15 protein-coding genes are annotated in these 15059 nt (G+C 64.9%); 7 read left to right on the forward strand and 8 right to left on the reverse strand.

Annotation, left to right across the window (positions count from 1 at the left end):
- Positions 1–92: 92 nt before the first annotated feature.
- A complete protein-coding gene (locus tag ACYX4S_RS09225) occupies positions 93–1130 on the reverse strand; it encodes a fatty acid desaturase (RefSeq protein WP_476362692.1) in 1038 nt (345 codons plus the stop codon).
- 288 nt (positions 1131–1418) lie between these two features.
- Between ACYX4S_RS09225 and ACYX4S_RS09230 the strand changes: the two genes are divergently transcribed.
- The 4 genes from ACYX4S_RS09230 (at position 1419) to ACYX4S_RS09245 (ending at position 6032) form a co-directional block, all read left to right on the forward strand.
- Positions 1419–2003: a hypothetical protein gene (locus ACYX4S_RS09230; RefSeq protein WP_476362693.1), complete on the forward strand. Its 585-nt coding sequence runs from the start codon at positions 1419–1421 to the stop codon at positions 2001–2003.
- On the forward strand, positions 1996–4164 hold the full coding sequence (locus ACYX4S_RS09235; protein WP_476362694.1) for a putative bifunctional diguanylate cyclase/phosphodiesterase: 2169 nt from the start codon (positions 1996–1998) through the stop codon (positions 4162–4164). The genes ACYX4S_RS09230 and ACYX4S_RS09235 overlap by 8 nt, the downstream gene beginning before the upstream one ends.
- A gap of 179 nt (positions 4165–4343) precedes the next feature.
- Entirely contained in the window at positions 4344–5504 is a 1161-nt protein-coding gene (locus ACYX4S_RS09240) for a lytic murein transglycosylase (protein ID WP_293723471.1), read from the forward strand.
- A gap of 123 nt (positions 5505–5627) precedes the next feature.
- Positions 5628–6032 (forward strand): DUF4864 domain-containing protein, encoded by a 405-nt coding sequence (locus tag ACYX4S_RS09245; RefSeq protein ID WP_476362695.1) that lies wholly within the window; start codon positions 5628–5630, stop codon positions 6030–6032.
- Between the two features lie 12 nt (positions 6033–6044).
- Here the strand turns inward: ACYX4S_RS09245 and tgt are convergent, their stop codons facing one another.
- The 6 genes from tgt to coaD form a co-directional block, all read right to left on the reverse strand.
- Entirely contained in the window at positions 6045–7187 is a 1143-nt protein-coding gene (gene tgt, locus ACYX4S_RS09250; RefSeq protein WP_476362696.1) for a tRNA guanosine(34) transglycosylase Tgt, read from the reverse strand.
- A complete protein-coding gene (queA, locus tag ACYX4S_RS09255; RefSeq protein WP_476362697.1) occupies positions 7184–8284 on the reverse strand; it encodes a tRNA preQ1(34) S-adenosylmethionine ribosyltransferase-isomerase QueA in 1101 nt (366 codons plus the stop codon). The genes tgt and queA overlap by 4 nt, the downstream gene beginning before the upstream one ends.
- 27 nt (positions 8285–8311) lie before the next feature.
- On the reverse strand, positions 8312–8719 hold the full coding sequence (locus tag ACYX4S_RS09260) for a VOC family protein (protein ID WP_476362698.1): 408 nt from the start codon (positions 8717–8719) through the stop codon (positions 8312–8314).
- A gap of 17 nt (positions 8720–8736) precedes the next feature.
- Positions 8737–9171 carry a peptidylprolyl isomerase gene (locus ACYX4S_RS09265; RefSeq protein ID WP_422070328.1) on the reverse strand — a complete coding sequence of 145 codons (435 nt, stop codon included), beginning with the start codon at positions 9169–9171 and terminating at the stop codon, positions 8737–8739.
- Between the two features lie 79 nt (positions 9172–9250).
- Entirely contained in the window at positions 9251–9808 is a 558-nt protein-coding gene (locus ACYX4S_RS09270; RefSeq protein ID WP_422068668.1) for a peptidylprolyl isomerase, read from the reverse strand.
- 44 nt (positions 9809–9852) lie between these two features.
- Positions 9853–10350, reverse strand: a complete 498-nt coding sequence (gene coaD / locus ACYX4S_RS09275; protein WP_293723289.1) for a pantetheine-phosphate adenylyltransferase — start codon at positions 10348–10350, stop codon at positions 9853–9855.
- 141 nt (positions 10351–10491) lie between these two features.
- Here coaD and ACYX4S_RS09280 point away from each other — a divergent pair, with 141 nt between their 5' ends.
- From ACYX4S_RS09280 to ACYX4S_RS09290, 3 genes are all read left to right on the forward strand, one after another.
- Positions 10492–10788, forward strand: a complete 297-nt coding sequence (locus ACYX4S_RS09280) for a hypothetical protein (protein WP_476362699.1) — start codon at positions 10492–10494, stop codon at positions 10786–10788.
- Between the two features lie 523 nt (positions 10789–11311).
- Entirely contained in the window at positions 11312–11647 is a 336-nt protein-coding gene (locus ACYX4S_RS09285; protein WP_476362700.1) for a hypothetical protein, read from the forward strand.
- A 75-nt stretch (positions 11648–11722) separates the two neighbouring features.
- Positions 11723–12076: a hypothetical protein gene (locus ACYX4S_RS09290; RefSeq protein WP_293723284.1), complete on the forward strand. Its 354-nt coding sequence runs from the start codon at positions 11723–11725 to the stop codon at positions 12074–12076.
- Positions 12077–12252: 176 nt separating this feature from the next.
- Here the strand turns inward: ACYX4S_RS09290 and gyrA are convergent, their stop codons facing one another.
- On the reverse strand, positions 12253–15045 hold the full coding sequence (gene gyrA / locus ACYX4S_RS09295; protein ID WP_476362701.1) for a DNA gyrase subunit A: 2793 nt from the start codon (positions 15043–15045) through the stop codon (positions 12253–12255).
- Between the last annotated feature and the right edge of the window lie 14 nt (positions 15046–15059).

Genomic DNA, 15059 nt, shown 5'->3' on the forward strand with positions numbered 1-15059 from the left:
AAGCGGGGGGATGGAATCCCGCACCCTCACCATGCCGGATTCCGCACTGCAGTATTGCTAGCATGGCCGGGTGGGAGCAAGCCTGATCGAGATCAAGCCTCCGCGGTCTTTTCCCGCATCTCCAGGGAGGGGCAGCGCAGGGAGGCGTCCTCGCCCTGCTGCCGATTGCGCCTCGAGGTCTTGAAATCGTGGGACACATGATCCCACCAGTAGCCAAAATAGGATTTCTCGGCACGCGCGCTGAACACATCCGGCGCGGCCCTGGTCAGATCCGGCAAGCGGGTCCAGGCGACGTTGGGAAACGTGTGGTGTTCATTGTGGTAGCCGGTGTTGAAGAACAGCCGGTTGACCCAACCGTAGGTCGAACGGGTGGGTGTCTCCTCGTTGTCTCCCGGGTGCTCGCTGAGGGACTGGCCGAGGTTGCTGATGCCGCACTTGCCGAGAAAGATCGACAGCGCCCAGTTGTGATACAGCCAGCCCAGCACGCCGAAGAGCATGAACAGCAACACGTTCACGCCGAGCGACCACGCGATGAACAAGCGCTTCTGCCACACAGGCGGCTGCGTCGAGGCAACATGGCGCTCGCTGTCGCGCGCCGTGCGGCCGGTCAGCTTCTCGTAGAGCCGCGGGAAAATCTCGTCGGAAATGATGAAGCCGAAGGGGAGCAGGTGCACGACAAGGGTCGCGATGGTGAGGACGCGCTGCAGCCGCGGCCTGCCCTCCACCAGCATCTCGCGCGCCTTGAACGCACAAAGGTCCTCGTGTTCGTAGTCGCGCTCGTAGTCTCCCATGTAGGGATGATGGCTCGAGAGATGCTCGTGCTGGTAGGTTAGCTGCTTGGCAAAGGAGCCGAGCACGGTTTCCAGCCCGAGATCAAAGGCGAGCTTGCCGCCGGGACTGCGAAAGACCAGCCTGTGTGCCGTTTCATGCACCAGCGCACCGGCCGCGTGGATCACGAACTGGCCGAAGCAGAAGGCCGCCAGAAACACCACGAGAAGATTGCTGTCGGAAACAAGCCACGCCATGCCCCAGTGCAGCGCCAGCAGCACGGGAAGCGCGAAGGCGGTGCGACGGTCCGCGCCGGCAAGGGCCCGGAGCCCGGGATGGGCCGCGAGCGCATCCTTGCGCATCTGAAGATGTCGCCGCGCCTGCGGAGAAATCCCGGCGCGAGCCGCCACCGCGTTGCTTTCGCGCTCTGATTCGCCAGCGTTGTTCTCAGCAGAACCTGCCATACTCACCCTCGAGACCTATCAAGTTACGCAATCCACGTAAAATCACCGCATAAATTTCATGAACCAAAGCCCATTGAAACAATTTATAGGCATCCACGCCGCAGGAAGGTCTTTTTCTACATTCGCATTAAATCGCGCTTCATGAGTTCGTGCCAGCTTCGGTTCTCGCACCGTTGGAGATTATTCGTGAAAGACCGGGTGAGAAACGCATTTCTTGTTCTGGCGCTCTCGATCGGCTTTCCGACGGGCTCGACGGCTTTCGCGATGGACGCCTACCAGAGATCCGCAAGCGGCATCACACAGCTTTCCGCAGGAGAGATCGAGCGTCGCCGGGCGAGGCTGCGCGCGCATTCGGCCGGCGCGAGTGCCTCCAGACTTCGCGCGGATGTCATCGAACTCGCAAAACTTGCGAAAGCGCATGTTGCCGACGTCGGGCCTTCACAAGCGGTAAGGGATTTTGCGGATAGAGAGTGGACACGACTCGCAAACGGACTGCATCTTTGGGGGGTCACCATGACCGGTGAAAGCTGGTTCGACATGGGTCACCCTGAACTGGTGGGCACGAACGCGTCGGCCATGAGCGACATCGAGGGACGCTACTGGGCGCGCTTGGCGCGCGAATCCGCCGAGGGAACAGGCAAGGCTGTGTTCTCGCTCGTTTTCCCCCATCCGCGCACGCGTCAGTCGGCGACCGGATACCACACATGCTTCCTCATGCCGGACCGGATACGGATCCTGTGCGCGGGGGCATTCGAGGACAAGAATGGCTGAGCCGCGCTCCTGGCTTTGGAGGTTTTCCGACTGGTCGATCGTCGCCAAGGTCATGGCGTCGTCGCTGGTGATGCTCTTCGCGTTGGCGGCCCTTGCGCTCGTGGGTTGGAAAACCCTGCAGAACCAGCGCGTCGCAATGCTGGCGAGCTACAACGAGATTCTTCCGAACTTCGACAAGGCGTCGCGTATCGCCCACTACGTGTCCGAGGTGGAGGCCAATCTCTACAGGCTTGCGACCTGGCGGGAAATCGGCGTCGGCGGTCCGGAAATGCGGAATGTGCTGCAAAGCATCGATTTCAATCTCACGCGTGCCGACACCGCGATCACACAGCTCGAGCAGGCCGGGATGCCGCGCATCGGCGCCCTGCGTGCCGCCTATGACGACTATCGCGCCGCCGCGAGCCAATCGCTCGTCCTGCTGTTGAGGAACCCCTCACTCGGCGCCACCGCGGTGCGCGGCGGATCGGTGCAGTACCGCACGCTGGAGCAAACCGCGAGCGACGTGGCGCGCGTCTCGGCGGAGAAATTCCGTGCCGGTGCCGAAGCAGCGACACGGCAGATGGACAGGCTTGCGGGAGAATTCATCTTCGTGGGCCTGGTCATCGCGACCCTTGCAATGCTCGTCAGCCTGGCTGCGGCGCGGACCATTCTCCAGCCGATCACCAACATCGTCTCGGAAATCGACCGGCTGCAGCGCGGTGATCTTTCCGGCGAGATCTCGAACGCCGAACGTGGCGACGAAATCGGACGCATTTCCCAATCCGTCACCCGGCTCAAGGTCGCCCTGGAGCAGAACGAGGTGCTCGCCAGGGATCGGGAGAAAAAGCAGGAAGAGCTGGAATATGCCGCAACCCATGACACGCTGACCGGGCTTGCGAACCGCTCCGCCTTCGACGCGCATCTGAACACCTTGATGCAATCCGACAGGCGGCGTCGCAAGCAGGTGTGCTTTGTCCTGGCGGACCTCGACGGTTTCAAGCCGATCAACGACGCCTACGGGCACGGTGCCGGCGACGCGGTTCTGCGCACCCTGGCCGACCGTTACCGCAAGCTGGTTCGCTCCGGCGACATGGTCGCCCGCCTCGGCGGTGACGAGTTCGCGCTCCTGTTCGCGCTGGATGCCGAACACCGCGACCCGACCGCCATCGCGCGGCGCGTTCTGGAAGCGACCGCTCTGCCGATCGAGTACGAGGGGCGTCAGCTTCGCGTCGGCGTAAGCATCGGCGTCGTTCAGGAAAAGGACGTGGACGGAGGCCCGGCGGAACTGATGGTCGCGGCCGACCAGGCGCTTTATCTCGCGAAGGAGCGCAAGCAACCCTGGTATACGCTCTACCAGCCGGAAATGGCCCTGGAACGACTTGGTCTCGAGGACCGCGAGGAACTCGAACACGCGATCGAGAGCAACGAATTCACCCTCTTCTACAAGACGATCCTCGACCTGCGCGACGGCAGCCATCACGGCGTCGAGGCGCGAGCCTATTGGGCGCGTGCGGACGGTCCACTTCTGGCGCCTGATGTCTACCTGCCCCTGCTGGAACATTTCGGCCTGCGGCACATCTTCGCCATGCACATTGCCCGCCGCGCGCTGAACGACATGCGCGACCTGGTGGGACGCGGTCTCGCCCCCGGCTCCCTGTCGCTCAACGTCGACGCGACGACGCTCGCCACACGCTCAAGCTTCGAGGAACTGCGCGGCCTGCTCGAGGGATACCCGGAACTGAGCAACCGCCTGACGATCGAGATCACCGATGACGCCCTGTCCGACCGGGGGAGCGCGGTCATTCGCGAGAACGTGAAGGATCTCGCGCGCAGGGGAATGCGCATTTCCATGGACGATTTCGGCGCCGGCTACGCCTCCTTCCAGCATCTGCGCGAGTTCGATATCGACGAGCTCAAGATCGACCGCTCGTTCATTGCCGGCATCGGCGTTCAGCACACCTCGGCCGTGATCATCGAAGGCTTCCTGTCCATCGCCTCGGGTCTCGGCGCACGCGTCGTTGCCGAGGGAGTCAATACGGAGGAGCAGCGGCGCTTCCTTCTCAAGCGTGGCTGCCATTTCGGTCAGGGTTCGCTTCTCGGTCCGCAACTCCCGATCCGGGACCTCACCGACTACCTTGCGCAGAACCTGAGCGACAAGCGGAACGATCAGACGGCCAGTTAGGGTGGGTGTGGCCCCATCGTGGTCCGAGAGCGGCAGACGCTCGCGCGCGCCGTCTTGGCCTCCACGTCCTGTTGCTCCATGATCGCGCGAAGCGACTCCCACACGTCCCACCCGGAGAAATCCGCATGACGAAGCGTATTCCCGCCCGCTCCCTGCCCGCCCTTGCCCTGGCGCTTGCCATGGGGGCCGGCGGGGCCCTCGGCCCTGCCCCGGCAAACGCGCAAACGCCTTGCGGTGGCGATTTCCGCGCGTTTCTCGGCGGCGTTGCCCAGGAAGCACGGGCCTCGGGACGCTCGCAGGCCGCCATCGACGCGACGCTCGCAGGCGCGCGCATCGACCGGAAGGTCCTCTCGCGCGATCGCGCACAAGGGGTCTTCAAGCAGGATTTCCTCACCTTTTCCAAGCGCTCCGTATCCGGCTACCGGCTCAAGCACGGCGCGAACAACATGCGCAAGTACGCCAAGACCTTTGCCCGGGCGGAACGCGACTACGGCGTGCCCGCGCCCGTGATCACCGCCTTCTGGGGACTTGAGACCGACTATGGCGCGGTCCAGGGCGACTTCAACACGGTCAACGCGCTCGCGACGCTGGCCCACGACTGCCGCCGGCCGCAGCTCTTCCGCCCGCAGCTTCTGGCCGCGATCGAGATGGTCGAGCACGGCGACCTGGATCCGGCACGCACGACCGGTGCCTGGGCCGGCGAGATCGGTCAGGTCCAGATGCTGCCCGAGGACATCATTCGCCACGGTGTCGACGGCGATGGCGACCGGCACGTCGACTTGAAGAAAAGCGCGCCCGACACGATCCTGACCGCCGCGAGCTTCATCCAGAGTCTGGGCTGGCGGCGCGGCGAGCCCTGGCTTCAGGAGGTCAAGGTGCCGGCAAACCTGCCGTGGGAGCGTTCGGGGCTCAATTTCGAGATGACGGCCGGCGCCTGGGCGAACCTCGGCGTGCGCGCCCGCGAGGGCGGGATCGCCGCCCCCGGCCTGCCCGCGGCTCTCCTCCTGCCGCAGGGCCACAAGGGACCGGCGTTCCTCGCCTACCCCAATTTCAATGTCTATCTCGAATGGAACCAGTCGTTCGTCTATACGACGTCGGCGGCCTATTTTGCCACCCGTCTCGCCGGTGCCTCGCGCTACGACCAGGGCAATCCGGAACCCGGCCTGAGCGACGCGCAGATGAAGCAGCTCCAGCAGAAGCTCGCCGCTCGCGGGCATGACGTCGGCAAGATCGACGGCATCCTGGGCGCCGGAACACGGGCGGCCACGCGCGCCGCGCAGATGCAACTCGGACTTCCCGCCGACGGATGGCCGACGCCGGCACTGCTGTCACGCCTTTGACGCGGCAGGCGGAGCGGACGTCGGCGATCCGCTTGGCGAAAGATGACGTAGGGACAGGGTGACACCCGTTCAGGGAGGAGCCCGGTCATGTCGCTTTCGTTCCGCAAGATGTCAGTCGTTTTCATGCCGTTCGCCATCGCGTTTGTTCTCGCGATGGCGCCGCCGCCGCAGGCACACGCGCAGGACGATTCCATCCTGCGCGGCCTCGTGGAGGGGCAGATGTCGGCATTCCGGTCCGGCGATGCCGATGCGGCATGGTCCTACGCCGCACCCGGCATAAAACGCATGTTCCAGACGCCCGAGCGCTTCATCGCGATGGTGCGGAAAGGGTATGCGCCTGTCTACGCGCCGCGCGGCGTGAGCTTCGGCGAGCTGCGCACAGGCGCACGCGGGCCAGAACTGGATGTGTTTGTCACCGGACCGGCCGGACGCGACTGGCTGGCGGTCTACTCCTTCGAGAAGCAGGCGGACGGAAGCTGGAAAATCTCCGGCTGCCGACTGGTGCCAGGCAAGGGTGCGTCCGTCTGAGACCGCCTGCCCTCAAAGCGGCGCGATGTCGCCGCGCGCCCAGTCTTCGCGTGTCCTTGCCCTGAAGTCCTCGAAGCGCCCTTCTTCGATGGCAGCGCGCATCTCGCGCATGAGGGTCTGGTAGTAGGCGAGGTTCGTCCAGGTGAGCAGCATCGCGGCAAGCCCCTCGCCCGCCTTGACGAGGTGATGCAGGTAGGCTCGGGAATAGTCGCGCGCGGCCGGGCAATCCGCCGCCTCGTCGAGGGGACGATGATCTTCCGCGTGGCGGGCGTTCTTGAGGTTCACCTTGCCGTAGCGGGTGTAGGCGAGGCCGTGCCGGCCCGCGCGCGTCGGCATCACGCAATCGAACTGGTCGATGCCGCGCGCCACGCTCTCCAGAATGTCCTCGGGCGTGCCCACCCCCATGAGATAGCGGGGCTTGTCGACCGGCATGGCCGGCGTCGTGACCTCGAGCATCTTGAGCATCACGTCCTGCGGCTCGCCGACCGCCAGACCGCCGACGGAATAGCCCTCGAAGGGCATCTCTCCGAGCGCCTGCGCGGACGCAACACGCAAATCTGGCACATCGCCACCCTGCACGATGCCATAAAGCGCCTGCCCGCGTCCGGGACCGCCCATGTCCTCGAACTTCGCGCGCGAGCGCTCCGCCCAGCGAAGGGACAGCCGCATGGCGCGCTCCACGTCCTCGCGGGGCGCGGGAAGCGCGATGCATTCGTCGAGCTGCATCTGGATGTCGGAGCCCAGAAGCTGCTGGATCTCGACCGAACGCTCCGGGCTCATGACATGGCGCGATCCGTCGACATGACTCTGGAACGTCACGCCATCCTCGGTGAGCTTGCGAAGCTGGGCCAGCGACATGACCTGGAATCCGCCGGAATCGGTGAGGATCGTGTGGTTCCAGTTCATGAACTTGTGCAGACCGCCGAGGCGGGCGATGCGCTCCGCGCCCGGGCGCAGCATCAGGTGATAGGTGTTGCCGAGCACCACATCGGCCCCGAGTTCGCGCACCTGCTCCGGGTACATCGCCTTCACGGTCGCCTGGGTGCCCACCGGCATGAAGGCGGGGGTCGCGACCGTTCCGTGCGGGGTCGTGATCTCGCCGCGCCGGGCCATGCCGTCGGTCGCAAGCAGGCGGAAGGAGAAAGGCGCGGTCATTCTGTCACCCTGGGAAAGAGCAGCGAGGAATCGCCGTAGGAATAGAAGCGGTATCCTCTGGCGATCGCGTGCGCATAGGCCGCGCGCATCGTGTCGAGGCCGGAGAAGGCGCTCACCAGCATGAAGAGCGTCGAACGCGGCAGGTGGAAGTTGGTCATCAGCGCATCGATGGCGCGGAAGCGGTAGCCGGGCGTGATGAAGATCGACGTCTCGCCCGAAAAGGCTTCGAGTCCCGCCTCCCCCTGCGCCGCGCTTTCCAGAATGCGAAGCGAGGTCGTGCCGACCGCAACCACCTTGTTTCCGCGCGCGCGCACGCCCCTCAGCGCGGCGGCGGTCTCCGCGCTCACCTCGCCCCATTCGGCATGCATCTTGTGATCGGCCGTGTCGTCCGCCTTGACGGGAAGGAAGGTGCCAGCCCCCACATGCAGCGTCACCGTGTGGCGTTCGATCCCGCGCGCGTCGAGCGCGGCAAGCAGCCTGTCGGTAAAGTGTAGACCTGCGGTGGGGGCGGCCACCGCGCCATCCTTCTCCGCATAGATTGTCTGGTAGTCCTCCCGGTCGAGCGCATCCTCGCCCCGCTTCGCCGCGATGTAGGGCGGCAGCGGAATGTGGCCGACGGCGGCGATGGCCTCGTCGAGAGCGGGACCGGAGAGGTCGAAGGCGAAGAGGACCTCGCCGGTCTCGCGTTTTTCCGCGACCGTCGCGTCGAGGGTGCCGGCAAGGCACATCTCCCCCTCGCCGCCGAACCGGACGCGGTCGCCGACGGCAAGCTTCTTGGCCGGCCGCACGAACGCCACCCAGCGGTCGGGACCCGCGCGCAGGTGCAATGTCGCCCCGATACGCGCGACCGCATCACCGCGTGTCCGCGTGCCCTGCAGCTGGGCGGGGATGACGCGCGTGTCGTTGAAGACCAGCGCGTCGCCGGGCTCAAGAAGCCTCGGCAGGTCGGACACGCTGCGGTCGGAAAGATCAGCACCCGCCCCTTCGTCGGCCGCGCCGGGGCGCACCAGCAGCAGCCGGGCACTGTCGCGCGGGCGCGCGGGCCTCAGCGCGATGTTCCCAGCGGGAAGGTCGAAGTCGAAGTCGTCAACGCGCATGGCGGCACAGGAGCTCTTGGGGCGAAGTCAGAGGTCCCAGGTCCGATTCTGGAAGACGAGCCGATAGCCGTCGGGATCCTCGAAGGTCTGTCCCGCCGTCTCCCAGTAGGGATTGTGCGAGGGCACCGGCTCATACCCGTGTGCCATCATGCGGTCAACCGCAAGGCGCCACACTTCGGGATCGGGGAGATAGAGAACAAGCAACTGCTCCGGGCTCTGCGCTCGCGGCGCGACCACGCCTGTCTCCTGCACGAGTTCGAGATGCCAGGCGGCGCCGGGGTAGCCGAGTATGGTGCCTGAAAAGCCGTCATGGTCCGAAAACGCGGCAAGGCGCCGGAAACCGGCGCCTTGCTCATAGAAACGCTCAAGAAGCGTCAGATCGTTGGTGGGCCGTGCCACCCGAAGAACCGGACCCTGCATGCGTGAGAATGTCATGATCCGGCCTCTTCGGGTCAGGCGTCGGCGGCAACCTTCAGCGAGGTGATGCTGTCGGGGTCGCGCACCGGCTCACCGCGCTTGATCTGGTCGACGTTGTCCATACCGTCGATCACCTGGCCCCAGACGGTGTACTGGCCGTCGAGCCACGGAGCGTCGGTGAAGCAGATGAAGAACTGGCTGTCGCCGGAGTTCGGATCCATGGCACGCGCCATGGAGCAGGTGCCGCGCACGTGCTTCTCCTTGGAGAACTCGGCCTTGAGCTTCTTGCCCGAACCGCCCGTGCCCGTTCCGCTCGGACAGCCGGTCTGGGCCATGAAGCCGTCGATCACGCGGTGAAAGACGATCCCGTCATAAAAGCCCTCGCGCACGAGCTCCTTGATGCGGGCCACATGCGTCGGCGCCAGGTCCGGCTTCATCTCGATGACGATGGGGCCCTTGGTGGTCTCCATCAGCAGGGTGTTCTCGGGATCCTTGTAATCGGCCACCTGATTTCTCCTTGGTCGGGTGTCTCGGTCGATGCGTCGTCTGTCAGTTCGCGGCGTCAGCGGCAACCTTGAGGCTCACGATCCGGTCCGGATCGCTGACCATGCCGCCCGTGTCGGGATCGCCACGCTTGATGTTGTCCACGAGGTCCATGCCGCTCGTCACCTCGCCGAAAACGGTATACTGGCCGTTCAGGTGCGGGGCGGACGCGAACATGATGAAAAACTGCGAGTTGGCACTGTCGGGATCATTGGTCCGCGCCATGCCGAGCACGCCACGCTCAAACGGGCGGGGTGAAAACTCCGCCTTGAGGTCGGGCAGGTCCGAACCGCCCGTGCCGGTGCCGGTCGGATCTCCGGTCTGGGCCATGAAACCGTCGATCACGCGGTGAAAGACGATCCCGTCATAGAACCCCTGACGGGCGAGCGTCTTGATACGCTCGACATGGTTCGGCGCCAGGTCGGGACGCAGGCGGATCTCGACCGTGCCGTCCTTCAGCTCCAGCAGGAGCGTGTTTTCCGGGTCGGTCTCGGCGGCGGCCTCGACGCTGACGCCGAGCGCCAGCACGGCAAGGAAGCCCAGGACGGTAAGAATGCGGGTCATCGGATGATTTCTCCCAGCTTTGCGGATCCAGGTGTCGCGGATGCTCAGGCGTTGCGCTCGGCGAGCCGGCGCACGACTTCCGCCGGCACGAACGGCGACACGTCTCCCCCCATCTTCGCGATCTGGCGCACGAGCGTGGCGGTGATGTGACGCACACCGGGGCTGGCGGGCAGGAAAACCGTCTGCACCTCGGGAACCATGGCCTGGTTCATGCCGCTCATCTGCATCTCGTAGTCCAGGTCGGTTCCGTCACGCAGGCCGCGAATGAGCGCGGTCGCGCCATGTTCGCGAGCCGCCTCCACGACCAGCCCCTGGAAGGAAATGACCTCCAGCCGCCCCGCCGCCTCCGCGCCGAAGGCCTCGCGCGCGACCGTCTCGATCATTTCGACGCGCTCGTCGAACGAGAAGGTCGGCGTCTTGGACGCCTGCACGCCGATGGCGACGATCACCCTGTCGGCAAGCGCGAGCGACTTCCTGAGAATGTCGACATGACCATTGGTCAGCGGGTCGAAGGATCCGGGATAGAGAACAGTACGAGTCATGCCGCCTTCTCTAGCGGTCCATCGGCGCGCGCACAAGCGGATCAAGTCATCGCTGTTGCATAATTACATCATACCCAGATTTTATTTCACGTAAGGTCACTTTGTGCTAGACTGTGGTCCATAAACATAAAGGAGGCGATCATGCGTGCCCTGGCTTTTCTAGCCTTCGGCGGAGCCTCCGCCGGAGCACTTACCCTCATTCTTGCAGGTGTCGCCTTTTCAACGGGTGACGCGGTTCGCAATCACGGCGCGACGGCGATGAAGTCCGACCGGATGGCCCGCGAAGTGCAGGTTGCCTGCAGCGGCGCGACCATGGTCGACACGACGCCGGGCTGTACCGACCTTGCAAGTGTCGTGGATCCGCAGCCCGCCTTCGAGACGATTGCCCATACCAGCGGCTCCGTCACGACGCTGGTGCGCCGCCCCCTGTCGAACTGACGAGACAATCGCCCCAGGCGCATAGACGTGACCCTCTCGGCACGCACAAGCACCGATCGACCGTTTGCAGAGTGATCCGGTTTCCTGACCTCGGACCTCTCTCCGGCCTGGCGGCGAGCTCCCCGCCCCGTCGCCAGGCCGCTTTCCAAGACCAGCGCAAGGACGTTCACCCGGTCTTTCACTCCGTCGCGCGCCTTCGGACGTGAAACGTATCACGAACGTTTGATTGCATCCGGATGACATCGCGTCGCGCGCGCGATCCAAGCCGGCTATGCAAGTTCGCCCCTCATACACGACAACCCTGCCCTGCACATGACGCAGATCGCGACCGTCCGGAGGCAGGTCACACGCGCTCTTGAAAATCATAATAACCAATAAATTTCAAAATCTTACCTTATTATTGAATCCACTTTCTCGGGTATCAGCGCGCGAATGTTCACAATTTTCGCGCGTTTCGTTCACCGATATCGGCGTGCGATTTCCCTTGCCGTTTTGATCGGTTCTTCCCATATCCGGGCGCATGATGACGATTCACAAAATTTATCAGCCCTCGACTCCGGCGCTTATCTGGGCGGGCAGCATTGCCGCCTTTGCCGCGGTCCTCGGCCTGGGCGTCGCCACCTTCGGCGATGCGGCCGATGCACAGGCGGACCGGATCAGCAATATTCCGATCGCGACCCATGCGGTTGCGACCGAGGGAGAGGCCGGCGTCCAGCAGGCTTCGGCATGCGACGGCGTGATCTTCCGCGACGAGGATCCGCAGTGCTTTGCAACGACACCGGGCGGGGACAGCGGCCCCCACCCGAGAAACAGGCTCGGCACCCTCCTGCCGCCACAACCGGGAAGCGCCGGTTCGTGATACGCATCACGTCCCCGTTGCCGGATCTGAGCGAAAGTGACCGCATCAGAAAAGGCAAACAGGGACGTGAGAGCAATGACCTTCATTCATGACCTGGGCGAGATCAATCGCCATCGCGTTCGCGACGTGGCCCTGGCGGGCATCGTCGCGCTGGCCGTCGTCGGCGGCGTCGCCACCGTGGTTCACACCGTGACCGTGATGGCGGCCCAGCAGACGGCGACGATCGAAGCCGCTCCCAAGACCGACCGCCTGGACACGCTCCTGCCGAGCGCCTGTGCCGGCCAGAGTTGGGGCAACTGGTCCGCGGACTGCGTTTCGGCCATCTCCGGAAAGACCGCATCCATGCGCCAGGTCCGCTTCGAGACCATCGAATCCCGCGACCTGAGCGCCCGCACCTCCGTCCTCGCCCGCGTGCCCGTAAACTCCTGACCTTTTCCGGCGCGACCGGACGGACCTCAAGAACGACAAAAGGCGACGCCCTGATCATCAGGCGTCGCCTTTGTCGTTTCAGCCTGCCTCTCGGCCCTCATCCCCCTGCCGGACCTGACATGAAAAACCCGCCGGATCGCTCCGGCGGGTCTTGTCATGTCACGGGCGCGCCCACATCAGGCGTCGTCGCCACCTTCGGGAGTCGACGGACCTGCCTCGCCATCGGGCGACGGTGCCTCGGGGGCATCGCCCTCGATATCGCCGTTGCTGTCCGCGTCATCCTCCGAGACGCGCGAGACGGAAACCACCTCCTCGCCCTCGGCGGTGTTGAAGACGATCACACCCTGGGTGGCACGGCCCGCGACGCGGATGCCGTCGACCGGGCAGCGGATCAACTGTCCACCGTTGGTGACGAGCATGATCTGGTCGTTCACCTCCACGGGGAAGGACGCGACAAGCGGACCGTTGCGCTTGTTCGTCGCCATCGCGGTGATGCCCTTGCCGCCACGTCCGGTGACCCGATACTCGAAGGACGACGAACGCTTGCCATACCCGTTCTTGGACAGGGTCAGGATGACCTGCTCGTGCGCGCTCATCAGGGCATAGCGCTCCTGGGTGAGCTCGCCGTCGCCGGCACCTTCGTCCTCGCCACCGGCTTCCGCCGTATCGTCGCCCTCGCCCCGCATCATGCGGCGCCAGCGCAGGTAGGTCGCGCGTTCCTCGGCCGTGCAGTCGAAGTGGGTGAGCACGGACATCGAGATGACCTCGTCCCCCTCGGCCAGTGCAATGCCGCGCACGCCGACCGAGTTCCGCCCGGCGAAGACACGCACATCGGTCGCAGCGAAGCGGATGCACTGGCCAAGCGCCGTGGTCAGCATCACGTCGTCGTTCTCGGTGCAGGTGAAGACGCCGACGATGCCGTCGCCTTCGTCCAGCTTCATCGCGATCTTGCCGTTCTTGTTGATCTGCGTGAAGTCGGAGAGCTTGTTGCGCCGGACCGTGCCGCGACGGGTCGCGAACATCACGTCCAGATCGCCCCAGGTCTCCTCGTCCTCCGGCAACGGCATGATCGAGGTGATCTGCTCGCCCGTCTCGAGCGGCAACATGTTGACCAGCGCCTTGCCTCGCGAGGTCGGACCACCGAGCGGCAGGCGCCACACCTTCATCTTGTAGGCGATGCCGCGCGAGGAAAAGAACAGCATCGGCGTGTGCGTGTTGGCCACGAACAGGCGGGTGACGAAATCCTCGTCCTTGGTGGCCATGCCGGACCGGCCCTTGCCGCCACGCCGCTGCGCCCGGTAGGTGTCGAGCGGCACGCGCTTGATGTAGCCGGCATGGCTGACGGTGACGACCATCTCCTCGCGCTGGATGAGATCCTCGTCCTCGAGGTCCGCCCCGCCATCCATGATCTCGGTCCGGCGCGGCGTGGCAAACTCCTCGCGGATCTGCGTCAGCTCCTCGCGGATGATGTCCTGGATCCGGGCCCGCGAGCGCAGGATGTCCAGATAGTCGCGGATCTCCTCGCCGATCTTGTTGAGCTCGTCGCCGATCTCGTCGCGGCCAAGGGCCGTGAGGCGCTGCAGGCGCAGGTCGAGAATGGCCCGTGCCTGCTCCTCGGACAGCTTGTAGGTGCCGTCCTCGCGAACCATGTGGCGCGGGTCGTCGATGAGGCGGATGAGCGATTCCACATCCTGCGCCGGCCAGTCGCGCTCCATGAGCTGGGCACGGGCGGTGGCGGGATCCGGAGCGCGACGGATGAGCGCGATCACCTCGTCGATGTTGGCGACAGCGATCGCCAGACCGACCAGGACATGCGCCCGGTCACGCGCCTTCTTCAGCAGGTAGCGGGTCCGCCGGCCGATGACTTCCTCGCGGAAGTCGATGAAGGCATTGAGCATGTCCTTCAGGCCGAGCTGTTCCGGCCGTCCGCCGTTCAGCGCCACCATGTTGGCGCCGAAGGTCGATTGCAGCGCCGAGTAGCGGTAGAGCTGGTTGAGCACGACGTCGGGCACCGCGTCGCGCTTCAGCTCGACGACAACGCGCATGCCGGAGCGATCCGACTCGTCGCGAATGTCGGAGATGCCCTCGATCCGCTTCTCGCGGACGTGTTCGGCGATCTTCTCGATCATCGCCGCCTTGTTCACCTGATACGGGATCTCGGTGACGACGATGGCGTAGCGGTCCTTGCGGATCTCCTCGACCTCGGCGCGGCCGCGCATGACGATGGAGCCACGCGCGTTCTCGTAGGCCGAACGGATCCCCGAACGGCCGAGAATGATGCCGCCGGTCGGGAAGTCCGGCCCGGGCACGATCTCCATCAGCTCGGTCGGCGTCATCGCCGGGTTTTCCATCAGAGCGATGGAGGCGTCGATCACCTCGCCCAGATTGTGGGGCGGGATGTTCGTCGCCATGCCGACGGCGATGCCACCGGCACCATTGACCAGAAGGTTCGGGAATTTCGCCGGCAGCACGACAGGCTCGGATTCCGAGTTGTCGTAGTTGTCCTGGAAATCGACGGTTTCCTTGTCGATGTCGTCCAGGATGCGCTGGGTGACCTTCTGAAGCCGGCACTCAGTGTAACGCATGGCGGCCGCCGGATCGCCGTCGACCGAGCCGAAGTTGCCCTGGCCGTCGATCAGCGGCAGGCGCAGGGAAAAGTCCTGCGCCATGCGCACGAGCGCGTCGTAAATCGCGCTGTCGCCGTGCGGGTGATACTTACCCATCACGTCGCCGACCACGCGGGCCGACTTGCGGTATGGCTTGTTCCATTCGTAGCCGTTCTCGTGCATCGAATAGAGGATGCGCCGATGCACCGGCTTGAGGCCGTCGCGAACGTCGGGAAGCGCGCGGCTCACGATCACGCTCATCGCGTAATCGAGATAGCTGCGCTTCATCTCGTCGGTGATGGAAACAGGCCGGATTTCGGACGGCAGGCCGCCCGATGGCGTGTTCGTGTCCCGATCTGTCAAGGGAGGTCTCACGG

The sequence above is a fragment of the Stappia sp. ABD4_338 genome (assembly GCF_056312175.1).